This is a genomic window from Gordonia sp. (in: high G+C Gram-positive bacteria) (assembly GCF_047606305.1).
Lineage (GTDB): Bacteria > Actinomycetota > Actinomycetes > Mycobacteriales > Mycobacteriaceae > Gordonia.
This window is the reverse complement of the sequence record NZ_JASGER010000062.1, coordinates 15,104-29,223: the sequence shown is the minus strand read 5'-3', so window position 1 is coordinate 29,223 and position 14,120 is coordinate 15,104. Positions and strand designations below refer to the sequence as shown.

Below are 14,120 nucleotides of genomic sequence, written 5' to 3'. Positions count from 1 at the left end.
ATGGCAGAGGTGGATGCCGACGACGGCGTCGTCGAGGTCGCGACCGAGCGCGCGGTCACCACGATCACGCTGAACTCCCCGGCGAACCGCAATGCGCTCTCCTCGGTGCTCGTGGGGCGGTTGTCGCAGGCGCTGGCCGATGCCGCGGCCGACCAGGAGGTGCGGGCCGTCGTGCTCACCCACGCCGGCGGCACCTTCTGCGCGGGCGCCGACCTGGGTGAGGCGCTGCGCCGCGGGCTCAGCCCGGAGGAGGCCACCGCCGAGGGGGCCAAGGGGATGGTCGGGCTCATGCGGGCCATGCTCGCCATGCCCAAGCCGGTCATCGTCGTCGCCGACGGACATGTGCGCGCCGGCGGCTTCGGCCTCGTCGGTGCGGCCGACATCGCACTCGTCGGACCCAACGCGACCTTCGCGCTCACCGAGGCGCGCCTGGGCCTGGCGCCGTCGATCATCTCGATCGCCCTGCTGCCGAAGATGAGTGCCCGGTCGGTGGGGCGCTACTTCCTCACCGGCGAGAAGTTTGATCCGGCGACCGCCGAGCGCATCGGGCTGGTCACCCAGGCGGTGGCCGATTCCGGCGAGCTGGACGGGGCCCTGCACCAGGTGCTGGAGGGGATCCGCAAGGCGTCGCCGCAGGGCCTGGCGGCGTCGAAGGCACTGACCACCGCGGCGATCCTCGCCGACTTCGACGCGAACGCCGGTGCCCGTGCGGCGGAGTCGGCCGCACTCTTCTCCTCCGACGAGGCGCGCGAGGGGATGACCGCGTTCCTGTCGAAGGGCAAGCCCGGATGGGACACGAGCCAGGCATGACCGCCGTCCGCGAGCCGCAACAGGACCGGTCCCGGGCCACCCGGGAGCGGTTGCTGGACGCGACCGTGGAGATGCTCGCCTCACAGGGGTGGGCGGCGACCACCGTGGCCGCCGTCGCCGAGTCGGCGGGCGTCTCGCGCGGCGCCGCCCAACACCACTTTCCGACGCGCGAAGCGCTGATCATCGCCGTCATGGAGCAGATGTTCGAGGCGATGACCCGCGATGCGTCGGCGACGATCACCGAGCTGCCCGACGAGCTGGAGCCCCGCGTCGCGCTGGTCGTGGACAAGGCCGTCGCGATCTACACCGGCACCGAGTTCAAGGCGGCGCTGCAGGTGTGGGCGGCGGCCGCGTCGGATCCGGTGCTGCGCGAGGCGATCCTGCCGCTGGAGGCCAAGCTCGCGCGGGCGGCGCACCGGTTCACCGTGACGGCCCTCGACCCGTCGGGGAAGAACCCGGACGCGCACCGGCTGGCCCAGATCACCCTGGACCTGGCGCGCGGGTTGGGGCTCGCCGACACGCTCTCGGACGACTCGCGCCGGCGCAAGCAGGTCGTCGCGGCGTGGAGCCAGCAGCTCGTCGCGGCCCTCTCGCGCTAGGTTGGAGTCATGAACGACTTCAACGCGCAGGTGGTCGACGAGTTCCGGGCCAACAACGGGAAGGTCGGGGGCCCGTTCGAGGGCGCGCCGATGGTGCTGCTGCACCACGTCGGGCGCAAGTCCGGGACGCCGCGCGTCACGCCGTTGATGTACATGGCCGACGACGCGGACCCCGACGTCGTCTACCTGTTCGCGTCGATGGCCGGTGCGCCGACGAATCCGGCCTGGTACCACAATCTGCTCGCCGCCGGCACGGCCGAGATCGAGCGCGGCGATGAGCGGTACGCGGTGGACGTCGACGAGGTGACCGGTGCCGACCGCGACCGGATCTACGCCGAGCAGGCGAGCCGGTACCCGGGCTTCGCCGAGTACGAGCAGAAGACGCGGGGCGTGCGAACTATCCCGGTGCTGGCGCTGCGCCGCTCGACCGGCGACGGCGGCCGGTCGTGATCACCCGTCCGGCGGCGGTGATCGCCGCGACCGCCGTGGCCCTCGGTGCGGTCGTCGCCACCGCCGCTCCCGCGGAAGCGAAAGAGTTCCGACAGGTCGCGAAGACGGTGTGCCGGGGGATCAGCCCGAACGTCTTCGACCGTCCGTACGCCGGGCGGATCACCACCACGCAGTGGCTGCCCGACGAGCGCGGCCACGTGACGATCTACATCTCCCAGTCGGCGTCGCTGTTCGGCTACCAGACGCGGCCGCAGTTGGCCTGGCACAACCTGACCACCAACCGACGCGGCCACGCGAGCACGATCTCGTACAACAACCCGCAGGGCGAGGGTGCGTCGTTCAACAACATCAGGACCGGGTCGGGGCGCGTGCGCCTCACGATGTACGCCAAGAGCAGCAACTGGTTCGTCAAGGTTCGCTCGAACCACTGCTCGACCGTCGTCCGCGTCTACTGACCAGCCGCTGCAATTCGCCGAGCGTGCCCAGAATCTCGGCGACCGTGCCCAGAATCTCGGCGACCGTGCCCGGCTTTCCGTCGACCGTGCCCTGGCGGTTCCTCTAGTTTCCTGGTAGGAAAGAAGAGAACCTTCTGTTTCCGACTGGGAAAGTGAGGCCCATGATGGGAGACATCACCGCCGATCAGGCTCGCGCCGCACTCGATGCGGCTGATCGTGCGCAGCGCCGCGTCGACGACGAGGTCGGCTTGCCGCGCTGGTACTGGTGGATGATGGCCGCCGCCTGGATCGTGCTCGGCGTCCTCGGCGACGTCGGACCACAGATCCTGGCGACCATCGGATCGGTCGTGTTCGCGTTCGGACACATCGTCTTCGCGACGCGTCTGCTCGACGGCCGCCAGGCCTCGGATCAACTGCGGGTCAGTGCCGCCACCGCGGGCCGACGGATCCCGTTGCTGGTCACCGTGATCCTCGTCGGACTCGTCCTGCTGACCATCGGTGCGGGCTTCGCGCTGCACGCCGACGGTGCCCGTCACGCGGGGATCGAGGCGTCGGTGCTCGCAGCCGCGATCGTCGGCTTCGGTGGTCCGCAGATCCTGACGACCCTTCGACGCTGGTTGGGCGCATGAGCGTCGAACCGCGGTTCGACGAGCTGATCCACCCCAGCACCCGACTGTCCCTGGTCGCGACGCTGGCCGCGGCGGACTGGGCCGACTTCGGTTTCCTCAAGGACCGCCTGAGCCTGTCCGATTCCGCCCTGTCCAAGCAGCTCGCGACCCTCGAGGAAGCCGGCTACGTCAGCACCGAACGCCGGTTGGACGGCAGCCGACACCGGCTGCGCGCCCGATTGACCGCCATCGGCCGCAACGCTTTCGACGGGCACATCGCCGCGCTGAACGAGATCGTGTCGGGGGCGCCGATTGCCAGCCCGTCAGAGCGCTGAACCGCGTCGCGCCAACTGCACGGTCGCCGCGGCGCCCGGGATCAGCGGGATGAGTGCGAGCAGTCCCCATACCGGCGGATAAAGGACCGAACCGTACTCGGCGACGGTAAACAAGCCCAGTGCGGAGGCGATCGTGACGACGGTCGCCGTCGTGAGGGCGACGATTCCGAGGCCGCGCCGCCGCGCGGCGAGGGCGGCCGTCGTCCACACCGTCAGTGACACGGCCGCGACCGCGTAGAGGATCCCGTACACGATCGCCGGGGCTGCCGTCTTGCCGTTCGGCGCGTATATCGCCGACGCATGGTCGATGAGCTGATGCGTCGACGCCTGGTCGACGCCGGCGGCGGCCGCGAGCAGCGCGGCGCACGGCACCGCGATGAGCGCGGTCGCGCGGGCGGTTCGGGCAGTGGTCATGATTGGTCTCCTCCTGTGGTTGTGGCGAGGGTTCGGGCAGTAGCCCTGTCGGCCCGGGGGAGCGCGAGCGCGACGACTGCGCCGACGAGCAGCACTCCGGCGTTGACGAGGAAGGCGAGGCGGTAGCCGTGCACCGCGGATTCGGCACTGGCGGGGCTGCTCAGCGCCTCGGCTGCGACGGTAGCCAGAACGGCCAGGCCGACGCCGCCGCCGAGTTGTCGGGCGCTGTTGAGCAGGCCGGATGCTGCGCCGGAGACCTCGGCGTCGACGTCGGTCGTGACGGCCAGGGTCACCGCGAGCAGCATCGTCGACAGACCCAACGCGGTGACGACCATCGGCACGAGAAGATGCGTCACGAACGCCGAGGGGTGCGCCGGAAGACGGCCCAGTGCAGCTAGGCCGGCCGTGCTGACGAGCGCTCCGCCGATCGCCATCCGCCGCACGCCGACGGGTGCGACCAGGCGGCGGGCCGTCAACCCGCCGAGCACGAGGACGACGGTCATCGGGACGAGTGCGAGTCCGGCGCGCAGCGCGCTGTAGCCCAGGACGTGCTGCAGGTAGATCGACATCAGGTAGATCGAGGACGTCATCATGGCGCCCATCAGCACCATGAGGGTGTTGCCGATCCGCGCGGCCCGGGGGCGCAGGAGACCGCGGGGGATCAGTGGGTCGGGCGCGGCGGACTCGATCAGGATGAATGCCGCGATCAGGACCGCCGAGGCCATCAGGCCGAAAGCGACCGTAGACGAGCCCCATCCGTGTACGCCGACCTCCGACAGGGCAAAGGTCAAGGTGCCGAAGCCGAGCGTGGCGGTCAGCGAGCCGGGCAGGTCCAGGCTCGGGCGTCGGGCGAGCGCCCGGTCGCCGCGCATCGTCGCGTAGGTTGCGGCGACGAGCGCCGCGCCGATCGGAACGTTGACGAAGAGCACCGCGCGCCACCCGAACGCGGCGGTGAGCAGCCCACCGGCGACTACCCCAACGGTGCCCGCGGCGCCGCCCATCACGCTCCACAGCGTCAGACCGCGCTGTCGGATCGAACCCTCGGGGTGGGTCGCCATGATCAGGCTGAGGCTGGCGGGGGCGAGGGCGGCGGCGCCGACTCCCTGCGCGACGCGCGCACCGAGCAGTACGGCCTCGGTCTCGGCGAGTCCGCCGGCCAGGCTGGCGAGGGTGAACACCACCGCGCCGACGACGAAGACCCTTCGCCGGCCGTAGAGATCGGCGGCACGGGCGGCCAGGAGCAGAAGCCCGCCGAGCGGGATCAGGTAGGCGCTGACGACCCATTGCTGTCCGGCCGCGCCCAGACCCAGGTCCGTGCGCATCGCCGGAAGCGCCACCGTGACGATCGTGCCGTCGAGCACGACCATGAACTGAGCCAGGCAGGCGATTGCCAGGATCGCCGTCAACGAGTTGGCGTGGCGCAGCACGCCGCCCGCGGCCTCGTGGCGGGGAGTCGTCGGTCTCATGTCATCTCCTAGTAGCAAGAACGCCGTGAACGACGTTCACCGTGAACGATGTTCGCGTTAGGGTGATTGGGATATCGTGTCAACCGAGGAGTGAGGATGCTGCGAAAATCGAATGTCGTCGACGGGGCGCTGGCCTTTCTCGACACCGAGGGGCTCGACGCCCTGACGATGCGGAAGCTGGGGGCGTCGCTCAATGTCCAGGGTGGCGCGCTCTACCGCCATTACCCCAGCAAGGAGGCACTCCTCGACGCGGTGGCCGACCGGATCCTGGCGGGGTACGGCGACGCGGCCGAGGAACTTGCCGACCTCGACTGGCAAGAGCAGATCCGCCGGCTGTGTGACCGGCTGCGGGCGGCGCTACTCGCCCACCGCGACGGGGCCCGCGTGGTGTCGGCGACGTTCGCGCCCGGCACGAACACCATCGTCGGCACCGAATTGGCGGTGTCGGTGCTCTGCCGCGCAGGCCTGCCGCCGGCGCGGGCGGGCTGGTTGGTCTTCACGCTGTTCTACTACGTGTTGGGCTATGTGATCGAGGAGCAGGGGCAGGCCGCGCTGGCGGCCGGAGACGACCTGCGGGCGCGCAACGCGCGCGCCGACGTCGAACTGTCGGCCGAATATTCCGAGGCAGTCGCCGCGCTCGACTCGGGCGACCCTGACGAACGGTTCCGCTACGGGGTGGACACCTTCATCGCGGGGATCGAGGCGCAGGTCGAGCGATAGCGGTCAGCGAACGCCGACGATCGTCGAGCAGACGTTGGTGCGCACCGTCCATGCGAAGTTGCTGCTGTCGGTGAAGTTCTGGATCTCGACCCGACCGGGACCGGTCCGCAGGTCGTTGAAGGTCGCGCCGCCGCCGTCGAGCCCGCTGTGGGCGAGGGTGCTCTCCTGGCCGCGCTGACCGGTCGACAGATTCCGCCAGGCCAGGGTTGGCCGGGTCTGGTAGCCGAAGAACGAGACCGATTGCGAGATGAACACGGTGATGCGGCCGCGCTGATTGGGCAGCCACTGGGTCGTCGTGATACGACCCGTGTAGGGGTTGTCGACGACGTTGGGGCTGATGCTGTTGCAGGTCGCGATCGACTCGTGGCGGATCTGCTCGGCGTGGGCAGGGGCGGCGACGGCCAGTGCCGCGCCGGCCGTCGTGGCGGCGACGATGGCGATCGTCCGGATGGCGGTGGGTTTCATTTCAGACTCCTTTCCCGACGGTGACGGTCCACCTCCGACGATCCTCCTGATCGCCTCGCGGCGAAACCCTCATCAGGAAGGTATGACTATTAGTATACTGAAAGTATGACCACGACGATCAAGGTCGAGAACGCCATTCGCGACCGCCTCAAGGCGCAGGCGGCGCGGTCGGGCAGAACGCTGGGCGCACAGGTGGAGTACCTGGTCGACCTGGGTGATCGTGCGGTCAGGTACGAGGAGTTGCGTGCGGCGATAGCGGCGACGCCGCCCGCGGAGATCGACAGCTATCGGGCCGAAGTCGACGACTGGAGCGGCGTTGACCGGTGATCTCGTGCCGGGAAGCGTCGTCTGGGTGACGCTCGACCCGACCGTCGGCCGGGAACAGAGCGGCCGTCGCCCGGCAGTCGTCGTGTCCTCCCGGGACTACCTCGACGTCGTCGATCAACTGGCGGTCGTCGTGCCGGTCACCCGCGTGAACCGGGGCTGGCCGAACCACATCAGGCTCGACGGCAGCGACCTCCCCGCCGAGTCGTGGGCGATGACCGAGCAGCTTCGCACCGTTGCGCGAGACCGGATCGCGGGATCGGCCGGCCAGGTGAGCGCATCGACGTTGGCCGAGATCAGGCTGTGGATCGCCGACTTCCTCGACCTGGCGCCGGCGTAGGCGGATTCAGGCCCGTCGGACGTGGACGACGGTGTCGGTGCGCGAGGAGGGGTTGCCATCGGGATCGCTCATCGCGACCTCCCGTTCGCCCGTGCTCACGACCGTCCACTCTGCTGAACCGCCCACGCCGAGATCGGCGAGCACCTCGTCGGCGCTGGGGAACAGCGGCGGATCGTCGGGGGAGCGCCAGTCGGGCATCGCCCAGTGCCCGACGACCACCAACGAGCCACCCGGCTTCACCGCGGCGACGGCCTTGCGCAGGATCTGCGTGCGCTCCAGCGCGACCTTGGAGTGCAGGTAGCTGACGGAGATCAGATCCCAACTCCCGGCGGGGAAGTCGGTACTCAGGTCACAGCGGCGCCAGTCGATCGCGCCGTCGGGCACGCCCGCCTCACGCGCGTGCTCACGACCGACCGCCAGTGCGGCGCCGGCGATGTCGACGGCCGTCACCGCCCAGCCCTGCTGGGCCAACCAGATCGCGTCGGCCCCCGACCCACAGCCCAGGTCTAGCGCAGACCTGCCACTCGCGTCCACGCCCGACGCCTCGTCGACGAGGATCGCGTTGGGCTTGCCGCTCCACGGCCGCTTGCCGCCGCCGTAGAACTCTTCCCAGAACTCGCGCGGATTGGTCGCCGGATCGATGGACTCGGGCTGGTCGCCGTGGTGGTGTGTGCTCACACCACCACGGTAACCAGGGTTCAGCCGTGCAGGTCGAACCGATCGTTGTCCATGACCTTCACCCAGGCGTCGACGAAGTCGTCGACGAACTTCTTCTGGGCGTCGTCGGCACCGTAGACCTCCGACAGGGCGCGCAGCTCGGCATTCGATCCGAAGGCCAGGTCGACGCGGCTGCCGGTCCACTTCTTCTTGCCGTTGACGGTCCCGACGAACGTCTCCTCCTCGTCGGCCTTGGGGGCCCAGGAGATGTTCATGTCGGTGATGTTGACGAAGAAGTCGTTCGTCAGCACGCCGGGCTTGTCGGTCAGCACGCCGAGCTTGGAGCCGTCGTGGTTCGTGCCCAGGACGCGCATGCCGCCGACCAACACCGCCATCTGCGGAGCCGACAGGCCCAGCAGGTTGGCCTTGTCGACGAGCATGTACTCGCCCTTCTGCGTCGCCCCCTTGCCCAGGTAGTTGCGGAACCCGTCCGCCTTGGGCTCGAGGTACTCGAAGGACTCGACGTCGGTCTGCTCCTGGGTCGCGTCGTTGCGGCCCGGGTGGAACGGCACGGTGATCTTGTGCCCGGCGGCCTTGGCCGCCTGCTCGATCCCGACGCCGCCGGCCAGCACGATCAGGTCGGCCAGCGAGATGCGCACGCCGCCCTTCTGCTTGTCGTTGAAGTCCGACGCGATCTTCTCGAGCTTCTTGAGGACCTTGGCCAACTGGTCGGGGTTGTTGACCTCCCAGTCGCGCTGCGGCTCCAGGCGGATCCGTGCGCCGTTGGCGCCGCCGCGCTTGTCGCTGTTGCGGAAGGTCGACGCCGACGCCCATGCGGTCGACACGAGCTGTTCGACGCTCAGCTTGGCGTCGAGGATCCGCTTGCGCAGGTCGTCGACCTCCTTGGCGCCGACCAGCTTGTAGTCGATCTCGGGGATCGGGTCCTGCCAGATGAACACCTCGTCGGGCACCTCTTTGCCCTTGTACCGGGTGAGCGGCCCCATGTCGCGGTGGGTCAGCTTGAACCAGGCCTTGGCGTACTCCTTGGCGAACTCCTGCGGGTTCTCCAGGAAGTGGCGCGAGATCTTCTCGTAGGCCGGGTCGGTGCGCAGCGCCAGGTCGGTGGTCAGCATCATCGGCGCGTGCCGCTTCTTCGGGTCGGCCGCGTCCGGGACGCTGGTCGAGCCGGCCCCGTCCTTCGGTCGCCACTGCTTGGCCCCGGCCGGGCTCTCGGTCAGCTCCCACTCGTAGCCGAACAACGTCCAGAAGAAGTTGTTGTCCCACGTGGTGGGCGTGCTGTTCCAGGCACCCTCCAGACCCGAGTTGATGGTGTCGGCGCCCTTGCCGGACTTGAAGCTGCTCTTCCAGCCCAGGCCCATCTGCTCGATCGGCGCGGCCTCGGGCTCGGGGCCGACGTGGTCGGCCGGTGCGGCGCCGTGCGTCTTGCCGAAGGTGTGTCCACCGGCGATCAGCGCGACCGTCTCCACGTCGTTCATGGCCATGCGCTTGAACGTCTCGCGGATGTCGGCGGCCGCGGCCATCGGATCCGGGTTGCCGTTGGGGCCCTCCGGGTTCACGTAGATCAGGCCCATCTGAACGGCGGCCAGCGGATTCTCCAGGTTGCGGTTGCCGCTGTAGCGCTTGTCGTCGAGCCAGGTCTTCTCCGGGCCCCAGTAGGTCTCGTCGTCGCCCTCGTACTGGTCGGGGCGGCCGCCGGCGAAGCCGAGGGTCTCGAAACCGCAGTTCTCCATGGCGACGTTGCCGGCCAGGACGATCAGGTCGGCCCAGCTCAGCTTGCGCCCATACTTCTTCTTCACCGGCCAGAGCAGGCGACGCGGCTTGTCGAGGCCGACGTTGTCCGGCCAGCTGTTGAGTGGCGCGAAGCGCTGCTGCCCGTGTCCGGCGCCGCCACGACCGTCCATGACGCGGTAGGTGCCCGCGGCGTGCCAGGCCATGCGGACCATGGCGCCGACGTAGTTGCCGTAGTCGGCCGGCCACCAGTCCTTGGAGTCGGTCATGACCTTCTTCAGGTCCTCCTTGACCGCGTCCAGGTCGAGGGACTCGAACTCCTTGGCGTAGTCGAAGTCGTCACCGGCCATCGGGTTGGACACCGGGGTGTGCGCGGCCAGGATGCGCAGGTTCAGGCGCGTGGGCCACCACTCCTGGTTCGCCGACCCCTCGGTGGGGCGGCTGAGGGTGTGCATGACCGGACAGCTGGCATCCGATTCGTTGAGATCGTCAAGTTCTGCGGCGTCGGGCATGTGCTAGATCCTTTCGGGTTGGGCTGGAGCTGGGTCTTCTCGTGGAAGCTGGGTGGCGCACCGTGCGCAGGTGCCCCAATAGATGACCTCGGCCTCGTCGACGGTGAACCCGTCGGGGTCGGGGCCGTCGAGGCAGGGGGTCTGCCCGGTCGCGCAGTCGATGTCGGTGATCGACCCGCAGACGCGGCAGACGGCGTGGTGGTGGTTGTCGCCGACGCGGGCCTCGTAGCGCGCAAAGGTGCCGGCGGGCTGGATGCGCCGGATCAAACCGGCGGTCGTGAAGGCGGCGAGGATGTCGTAGACGGCCTGCCGGGAGACCGACGGCAGCTCGGTGCGGACCTGGGTCAGGACCCGGTCGGTGTCCGCGTGCGGGTTCTGGTGGACGGCCTCGAGGACCGCCACGCGAGGCCGCGTGACGCGGAGGTCGGCGGAGCGGAGCGCCGAGGTGAGCTCATCGGTTGATGGCACCCCTCCAGTGTGCACCTATTTTCTTGACTGGGTCCAGATTTACCGAAATTGCCCTGCGGAGATCTGCACGGATGGCGGGTGCCGGCGTGATTATCACGCCGATCGGCGCTCCTGGTGCGGATCTCCGCAGGCGCTACACGTCGCGGATGACGACCGGCAGTGGTCGGCAGGCGACGGCGGCACCCGCGGTGAGTGCGACGATCGCCGCGAGCAGGAAGGCGGCCGGGGCCGTCCAGCCGTGCGTCGCCTCGTGCAGGACGCCGACCAGCAGCGGCCCGGTGCAGGCGAGCAGGTAGCCGGCGCCCTGCGCGAAGCCGGACAGGGCGGCGGACTCGGCGTCGCTGCGGGTGCGCAGGTTGATCAGCGTGAGGGCCATCGGGAACGTGGTCGGCCCGATGCCGAGCAGGAGGACCCACGCCCAGGTGCCGTGCATGGGCGCCCACACGATGCCGGCCAGTCCGGCGATCAGACACGTCATGAAGAACAGGACGAAGCCGAACGGATTGGCCAGGCGCGCGCAGATCGTCGGTGCGACGAGGGTGCCGAAGAAGCCGAGTGCGGAGAAGACGGCGACGACGGTCCCGCCGAGGCTCTCGCTGCCGCCGGCGTCGGTGATGATGGTCGGGAGCCAGGTGAACAGCGCGTACGTCACCAGCGAGGTCATCCCGAACATGAAGGTCATGCCCCAGGCCCGACCGGTCCGCCACAGGCCGGTCACCCGCGGCGTCGACGGTGTGCCGTGCTCGGCGCGGTCGCGGCGGCGGGCCAGGGCGATCGCGATCCACGGTGGCAGTGCGACTGCCGGGACGAGGGCCCACACGGCCAGCGAGACCCGCCAGCCGTGGGCATCGGCGACCGGCACGGCCAGCGCCGCCGGAACGGCGGTGCCGAGCTGGACGAACGTGATGTAGGCCGTCGACATCAGGGCGATGCGATCGCCGAAGTACCGCTTGACCAGCGGCGGGATGACGATGTTGCCGATGCCCATGCCGAGCAGGGCCGCACCCGACCAGAGCAGGAGTCCCGCCGTCGACGACGAGTACGCGCGGACCGCGATGCCGACACCGGTGACGAGCACGGCGGCCAGCGTGAGGCGTTCGAGGCCGAGGCGGCGGCTCAGCGCCGGGGTGAGGAAGCCCGCGGTCGCGAACATGGCGGTCGGCATCATGCCGAAGACGCCGATCGTCGTCGCGCCGAAGCCGACCTCGTCGGCGATCCGGGTGAGCAGCGGCGCGATCGAGGTGACGGCCGTGCGCAGCGAGAAGGCGAAGACGAGGATCGCGACGACCACGAGGATCCGGCCGTGCCGCGCCGCGCGGTCCGCGTCGCGCTGCGGCGCTGCGGCGGCCGGCGGTGCCGGGGCGGATTCAGGGTCGTTGACGAGCATGACTACCGATTCATGGGATGAATTACTGACCACAAAATCATAGGATGAATCCATGGCAGTGCTCAACCGGATTTCCGCCGAGGGTGGCCAACCCGGCAAACGTGCGACGCGTATCGCGCAGGTCACACAGCAGTTGAGGGAGCAGATCTCCTCCGGCGCCTGGGCCGTCGGTGATCGGATCCCCACCGAACCCGAATTGGTCGAGCAGTTGGGCGCGTCCCGCAACACGCTGCGCGAGGCGGTCGGGGCGCTGGTCCACGCCGGGGTCCTCGAGCGCCGGCAGGGGTCGGGCACCTATGTCGTCGCCGTCGACGAGACCGAGGTCGCGATCGGCGACTACTTCGCGTCGGCCCGCCGCCGCGACCTCAGTGAGCTGCGCGAGGCGCTCGACGTCACCGCGGCCGATCTGGCCGCCCGTCGCCGCGACGACGGTGACATCGCGATGCTGCGCGAGGTCCTGGCGCGCCGCAACGAGCGCTGGGCGGCGCCCGAGCCGGCGTCGGCGCAGGAGCGCGACGAGACGGTCGACGTCGACGCCGAACTGCACCGGGCGATCGTGGTGGCGAGCCACAACGAGGTCTACCTGGAGTTCTACGACCTGCTGCTGCCCGCGCTGCGTCGCACGATCGGCGAGCACCCGGTCGGCCCGGCGTCCTCCTACGAGGCCGAGCACACCGCCCTCGTCGACGCGGTGATCGACGGTGATCCACGACGTGCGGCGCGGGCCGCGCGGGCCGTTCTGGACTGTGTGCGGGAGGTCGACTAGATCGACCGGCATTCGTCGCGCGCGCCGATAGGGTGGTCGTGTGACCGAGGGCAGCGCTGACGACGACCTGTTGGTCGGCAATCCGGAACGGGAGCGGGCGATCGCCCTGCTCACCGACGCCTTCGTCTCGGGCTACCTGCAGATGGCCGAGTTCGAGGACCGCTCCGGCGCGGTCTACGCCAGCCGTACCCGCGGCGAGCTGCGCGCCGCCCTGGACCAGCTGCCCACCGCCGGCAGCATGTTCGGCCACACCGCCCCGACGCTCGTCCCGTCGGGCGAACCCGTGGAATTCAACGCCGACTGGACGACGGTTCGTCGACGGGGCCGCTGGGAGGTGCCGCCGCGCATGCGTGCCACCGGTTCGCTGGGGACGGTCAACCTCGACTTCCGCGAAGCGGTCTTCGCGTCGCACCACGTCGAACTCGAACTCCACGTCTCGACGTCGACGGTCAAGCTGATGCTGGGGCCCGACCAATCGGTCCACCTGGACGGGCTCAAACGCTCCGGCGCGTCGACGATCAAGGACAAGGCCGGCGCCCCGCAACGACCGGGCGGTGCCGAGATCACGGTCACCGGCTCGGTGTCGGCGGCCTCCAGCGTGGTGATCAAGCGCAGGTGACGTCGGGCGCACCGGCTAGCGTTTGGGGCATGCGCGTCGCGACCTGGAATGTGAACTCGTTGGCCGCCCGGGTGCCGCGGGTGGTGCCCTGGCTCGAGCAACGGCGGCCCGACGTCGTGTGCCTGCAGGAGACCAAACTCGACGACGCCGGTTTCACCGCCGCGATCGGCACCGAACTCGAGTCGCTCGGCTACGAGTGGGCCCACCACGGGCAGGGCCAGTGGAACGGGGTCGCCCTGCTCTCGCGCGTCGGGCTCGACGACGTGGAGAAGGCCTTCGCCGATACGCCGGGCTTTCCCGATCCGGCTGACGCGCCCGAGGCCCGTGCGGTGTCGGCGGTGTGCGGCGGCGTCCGCGTCTACTCGCTGTACGTGCCCAACGGGCGCGAGGTCGGCTCCGACCACTACGAGTACAAGTTGACCTGGCTCGCCGCGTTGCGCGAATCGGTGCTCGCCGCCGGACCGTCGTCGACGATGGTCTGCGGCGACATCAACATCGCCCCGACCGACGACGACGTCTACAACCCCGAGGCCTTCGCCGGGCACACCCACGTCACCGACGCCGAGCGTGCGGCGTTGACCGCGCTCGTCGACACCGGCCTGGCCGACGTCGTGCGCGAGCGCTGGCCCGACGAGCGGGTCTTCAGCTACTGGGACTACCGCGCCGGCATGTTCCACAAGGACCTCGGCATGCGGATCGACCTCGTCCTCGCCGGCTCCGACGTCGCCTCGCGGGTGGCCGCCGCCTTCATCGACCGGCAGGCGCGCAAGGGGAGCAAACCCAGCGATCACGCGCCGGTGATCGTGGACCTCGACGACGCCCCCGACGGCGATATCGGCCCCATGGTCCCACCCCCGTCGAACCCGGCAAAGCGGTCGGGGGCGGGTAAGCCGCCGCAGTCGTCTGCGTAACGACGAGAGCCTCGGCGCTTTGGCATGTGATTGCCGTCACAAGATGTTTAGATGGGGTTGTTGCA

19 protein-coding genes are annotated in these 14,120 nt (G+C 69.7%); 12 read left to right on the top strand and 7 right to left on the bottom strand.

Translation table 11 applies throughout. The annotated features are described in order from the left end of the window. The 6 genes from QM634_RS09825 to QM634_RS09800 all read left to right on the top strand — a co-directional run bounded on the left by QM634_RS09825 (position 1) and on the right by QM634_RS09800 (position 3,257). The gene (locus QM634_RS09825; RefSeq protein WP_415042599.1) at positions 1–810 is read left to right on the top strand and encodes an enoyl-CoA hydratase family protein; all 810 of its coding nucleotides are present in this window, start codon (positions 1–3) and stop codon (positions 808–810) included. Continuing rightward, positions 807–1,409: a TetR family transcriptional regulator gene (locus QM634_RS09820; RefSeq protein WP_415042598.1), complete on the top strand. Its 603-nt coding sequence runs from the start codon at positions 807–809 to the stop codon at positions 1,407–1,409. The genes QM634_RS09825 and QM634_RS09820 overlap by 4 nt, the downstream gene beginning before the upstream one ends. A 9-nt stretch (positions 1,410–1,418) precedes the next feature. Beyond that, positions 1,419–1,859 (top strand): nitroreductase/quinone reductase family protein, encoded by a 441-nt coding sequence (locus QM634_RS09815; protein ID WP_415042597.1) that lies wholly within the window; start codon positions 1,419–1,421, stop codon positions 1,857–1,859. Next, positions 1,856–2,314 carry a hypothetical protein gene (locus QM634_RS09810; protein WP_415042596.1) on the top strand — a complete coding sequence of 153 codons (459 nt, stop codon included), beginning with the start codon at positions 1,856–1,858 and terminating at the stop codon, positions 2,312–2,314. Before QM634_RS09815 ends, QM634_RS09810 begins: the two co-directional genes overlap by 4 nt. A 161-nt stretch (positions 2,315–2,475) precedes the next feature. Further along, positions 2,476–2,943, top strand: a complete 468-nt coding sequence (locus QM634_RS09805) for a hypothetical protein (protein WP_415042595.1) — start codon at positions 2,476–2,478, stop codon at positions 2,941–2,943. Further along, entirely contained in the window at positions 2,940–3,257 is a 318-nt protein-coding gene (locus QM634_RS09800; protein ID WP_415042594.1) for a transcriptional regulator, read from the top strand. Before QM634_RS09805 ends, QM634_RS09800 begins: the two co-directional genes overlap by 4 nt. Here QM634_RS09800 and QM634_RS09795 read toward each other — a convergent pair. Together QM634_RS09795 and QM634_RS09790 are read right to left on the bottom strand one after the other, a co-directional pair. Further along, positions 3,246–3,671 (bottom strand): hypothetical protein, encoded by a 426-nt coding sequence (locus QM634_RS09795; RefSeq protein WP_415042593.1) that lies wholly within the window; start codon positions 3,669–3,671, stop codon positions 3,246–3,248. The two genes, QM634_RS09800 and QM634_RS09795, sit on opposite strands and share 12 nt — an antisense overlap. Next, positions 3,668–5,137 carry an MFS transporter gene (locus QM634_RS09790; protein ID WP_415042592.1) on the bottom strand — a complete coding sequence of 490 codons (1,470 nt, stop codon included), beginning with the start codon at positions 5,135–5,137 and terminating at the stop codon, positions 3,668–3,670. The genes QM634_RS09795 and QM634_RS09790 overlap by 4 nt, the downstream gene beginning before the upstream one ends. A gap of 96 nt (positions 5,138–5,233) precedes the next feature. Between QM634_RS09790 and QM634_RS09785 the strand changes: the two genes are divergently transcribed. Continuing rightward, a complete protein-coding gene (locus QM634_RS09785; RefSeq protein WP_415042670.1) occupies positions 5,234–5,857 on the top strand; it encodes a TetR/AcrR family transcriptional regulator C-terminal domain-containing protein in 624 nt (207 codons plus the stop codon). 3 nt (positions 5,858–5,860) lie between these two features. Here the strand turns inward: QM634_RS09785 and QM634_RS09780 are convergent, their stop codons facing one another. Then, a complete protein-coding gene (locus tag QM634_RS09780; RefSeq protein WP_415042591.1) occupies positions 5,861–6,322 on the bottom strand; it encodes a hypothetical protein in 462 nt (153 codons plus the stop codon). 105 nt (positions 6,323–6,427) lie between these two features. Between QM634_RS09780 and QM634_RS09775 the strand changes: the two genes are divergently transcribed. Together QM634_RS09775 and QM634_RS09770 are read left to right on the top strand one after the other, a co-directional pair. Beyond that, positions 6,428–6,649, top strand: coding sequence for a hypothetical protein (locus tag QM634_RS09775; protein WP_415042590.1), 222 nt, complete (start codon positions 6,428–6,430; stop codon positions 6,647–6,649). Positions 6,650–6,653: 4 nt separating this feature from the next. Next, positions 6,654–6,986 carry a type II toxin-antitoxin system PemK/MazF family toxin gene (locus QM634_RS09770; protein ID WP_415042589.1) on the top strand — a complete coding sequence of 111 codons (333 nt, stop codon included), beginning with the start codon at positions 6,654–6,656 and terminating at the stop codon, positions 6,984–6,986. Between the two features lie 6 nt (positions 6,987–6,992). Here the strand turns inward: QM634_RS09770 and QM634_RS09765 are convergent, their stop codons facing one another. From QM634_RS09765 to QM634_RS09750, 4 genes are all read right to left on the bottom strand, one after another. Then, positions 6,993–7,664: a class I SAM-dependent methyltransferase gene (locus QM634_RS09765; RefSeq protein WP_415042588.1), complete on the bottom strand. Its 672-nt coding sequence runs from the start codon at positions 7,662–7,664 to the stop codon at positions 6,993–6,995. A gap of 20 nt (positions 7,665–7,684) precedes the next feature. Next, positions 7,685–9,904, bottom strand: a complete 2,220-nt coding sequence (katG, locus tag QM634_RS09760; RefSeq protein ID WP_415042587.1) for a catalase/peroxidase HPI — start codon at positions 9,902–9,904, stop codon at positions 7,685–7,687. Between the two features lie 3 nt (positions 9,905–9,907). Next, positions 9,908–10,372 (bottom strand): Fur family transcriptional regulator, encoded by a 465-nt coding sequence (locus QM634_RS09755; RefSeq protein WP_415042586.1) that lies wholly within the window; start codon positions 10,370–10,372, stop codon positions 9,908–9,910. Positions 10,373–10,505: 133 nt separating this feature from the next. After that, positions 10,506–11,759 (bottom strand): CynX/NimT family MFS transporter, encoded by a 1,254-nt coding sequence (locus tag QM634_RS09750; protein ID WP_415042585.1) that lies wholly within the window; start codon positions 11,757–11,759, stop codon positions 10,506–10,508. A gap of 52 nt (positions 11,760–11,811) precedes the next feature. Here QM634_RS09750 and QM634_RS09745 point away from each other — a divergent pair, with 52 nt between their 5' ends. From QM634_RS09745 to QM634_RS09735, 3 genes are read left to right on the top strand one after another with little or no spacing between them, the layout of a single operon-like run. After that, the gene (locus tag QM634_RS09745) at positions 11,812–12,525 is read left to right on the top strand and encodes a FadR/GntR family transcriptional regulator (RefSeq protein ID WP_415042584.1); all 714 of its coding nucleotides are present in this window, start codon (positions 11,812–11,814) and stop codon (positions 12,523–12,525) included. A 40-nt stretch (positions 12,526–12,565) separates the two neighbouring features. Next, positions 12,566–13,144: a DUF1707 SHOCT-like domain-containing protein gene (locus QM634_RS09740; protein WP_415042583.1), complete on the top strand. Its 579-nt coding sequence runs from the start codon at positions 12,566–12,568 to the stop codon at positions 13,142–13,144. Positions 13,145–13,173: 29 nt separating this feature from the next. Then, positions 13,174–14,055 (top strand): exodeoxyribonuclease III, encoded by an 882-nt coding sequence (locus QM634_RS09735; RefSeq protein WP_415042582.1) that lies wholly within the window; start codon positions 13,174–13,176, stop codon positions 14,053–14,055. Positions 14,056–14,120: the final 65 nt, after the last annotated feature.

Excerpts from the sequence above, each read along its gene's own strand:
- QM634_RS09790 (WP_415042592.1), bottom strand. The coding sequence starts at position 5,137 with ATGAGACCGACGACTCCCCGCCACGAGGCCGCGGGCGGCGTGCTGCGC.
- QM634_RS09800 (WP_415042594.1), top strand. The coding sequence starts at position 2,940 with ATGAGCGTCGAACCGCGGTTCGACGAGCTGATCCACCCCAGCACCCGA.
- QM634_RS09820 (WP_415042598.1), top strand. The coding sequence starts at position 807 with ATGACCGCCGTCCGCGAGCCGCAACAGGACCGGTCCCGGGCCACCCGG.
- QM634_RS09745 (WP_415042584.1), top strand. The coding sequence starts at position 11,812 with ATGGCAGTGCTCAACCGGATTTCCGCCGAGGGTGGCCAACCCGGCAAA.
- QM634_RS09750 (WP_415042585.1), bottom strand. The coding sequence starts at position 11,759 with ATGCTCGTCAACGACCCTGAATCCGCCCCGGCACCGCCGGCCGCCGCA.
- katG (WP_415042587.1), bottom strand. The coding sequence starts at position 9,904 with ATGCCCGACGCCGCAGAACTTGACGATCTCAACGAATCGGATGCCAGC.
- QM634_RS09805 (WP_415042595.1), top strand. The coding sequence starts at position 2,476 with ATGATGGGAGACATCACCGCCGATCAGGCTCGCGCCGCACTCGATGCG.
- QM634_RS09825 (WP_415042599.1), top strand. The coding sequence starts at position 1 with ATGGCAGAGGTGGATGCCGACGACGGCGTCGTCGAGGTCGCGACCGAG.
- QM634_RS09775 (WP_415042590.1), top strand. The coding sequence starts at position 6,428 with ATGACCACGACGATCAAGGTCGAGAACGCCATTCGCGACCGCCTCAAG.
- QM634_RS09795 (WP_415042593.1), bottom strand. The coding sequence starts at position 3,671 with ATGACCACTGCCCGAACCGCCCGCGCGACCGCGCTCATCGCGGTGCCG.
- QM634_RS09735 (WP_415042582.1), top strand. The coding sequence starts at position 13,174 with ATGCGCGTCGCGACCTGGAATGTGAACTCGTTGGCCGCCCGGGTGCCG.
- QM634_RS09785 (WP_415042670.1), top strand. The coding sequence starts at position 5,234 with ATGCTGCGAAAATCGAATGTCGTCGACGGGGCGCTGGCCTTTCTCGAC.
- QM634_RS09815 (WP_415042597.1), top strand. The coding sequence starts at position 1,419 with ATGAACGACTTCAACGCGCAGGTGGTCGACGAGTTCCGGGCCAACAAC.
- QM634_RS09780 (WP_415042591.1), bottom strand. The coding sequence starts at position 6,322 with ATGAAACCCACCGCCATCCGGACGATCGCCATCGTCGCCGCCACGACG.